The 1,226-nt window shown below is 47.1% G+C and carries 1 protein-coding gene and 1 pseudogene; one reads left to right on the top strand and one right to left on the bottom strand.

Features of this window, described 5'->3' with window-relative positions:
• Nucleotides 1–214: pseudogene (locus R7Q47_RS25265) on the top strand (bifunctional methylenetetrahydrofolate dehydrogenase/methenyltetrahydrofolate cyclohydrolase); the annotation flags it as partial.
• Between the two features lie 68 nt (nt 215–282).
• On the opposite strand, the gene R7Q47_RS25260 reads toward R7Q47_RS25265, so the two are convergent.
• A complete protein-coding gene (locus R7Q47_RS25260; RefSeq protein WP_318090077.1) occupies nt 283–1,224 on the bottom strand; it encodes a NupC/NupG family nucleoside CNT transporter in 942 nt (313 codons plus the stop codon).
• Nucleotides 1,225–1,226 lie beyond the last annotated feature (2 nt).

Genomic DNA, 1,226 nt, shown 5'->3' with positions numbered 1-1,226 from the left:
CCCTGGCGAGTGGATTAAAAAAGGCGCAGTGGTTGTCGATGTAGGCATTAACCGTCTTGATTCAGGCAAGCTAGTGGGCGATGTGGAATACGACAAAGCACGCGAAAGCGCGAGCTTCATTACTCCGGTTCCTGGTGGTGTTGGCCCAATGACCGTAGCAAGCTTGATTGAGAACACGATGTTGGCTTGCGAGCAGTTCCATACTGAACAATAACATCAATATTGAGATACGAAAAAGGCTCCGCAAGGAGCCTTTTTGCTAATTTTAGATATCTATTTCAATTACAGACTTAAAATCACACCCGCAATAGAAGCACTCATCAAGTTCGCCATAACGCCGGCAATAATCGCGCGGAAACCATGCTTAGAAACAAATGCACGCTTCTCTGGTACCAAAGAACCCAATCCGCCGATCAGCATTGCCATACTAGAGATGTTTGCAAAACCACACAGTGCGAAAGTCACGATAGCTTGAGAGTGAGCACTTAGCTGAGATTTCACTTCTGCTAGTTGGATGAAAGCAACAAACTCGTTCACCACGATCTTGTTACCGATAAGCGAGCCCGCCGTAATCGCCTCTTCCCATGGCACACCTAACAACCATGCGACAGGTGCAAATACGTAGCCTAAGATAAGCTCAAAGCTTAGTGGCGTACCAATAAGGTCTCCAGCCCAACCTAGCATCCCGTTCAACAACGCGATTACGCTGATGAACGCTAACAACGTACCACCTACAGACACAGCGATACGAACACCCGCCATTGCGCCATCGGCTAACGCTTCAACCACGTTAGTTGCGCGTGGAATTTCCACTTGGCTAATGTCGATATCTGGTGCTTTGTTCACATCTTCTGGCATGAGAATTTTTGCCATCAACAAGCCTGCGGGCGCAGACATAAAGGCAGCAGCGATAAGGTAGTTAAGATCAACACCCAACGAGGCATAACCTACCAACGTACCACCAGCTACTGATGCCAAACCACCTGTCATTACCGCAAAGAACTGCGAATCAGTCATGTGCTTTAGGTAGGGTTTCACCATTAGTGGCGCTTCGATAGTGCCGACAAAAATGTTTGCTGTTGCAGACAAAGACTCAGCACGACCAATGCCAAGAAGCTTTTGAATACCACCACCAATGAAGTTGATAACTTTTGGCATCACACCAATGTGATAAAGACCTGAGATAAGAGAGGAGAAGAAAACGATGATACCCAGAACATTGATCG

It is taken from the genome of Vibrio sp. Vb0349 (genome assembly GCF_033338975.1).
This window is presented reverse-complemented; position numbering and strand designations above follow the sequence as displayed.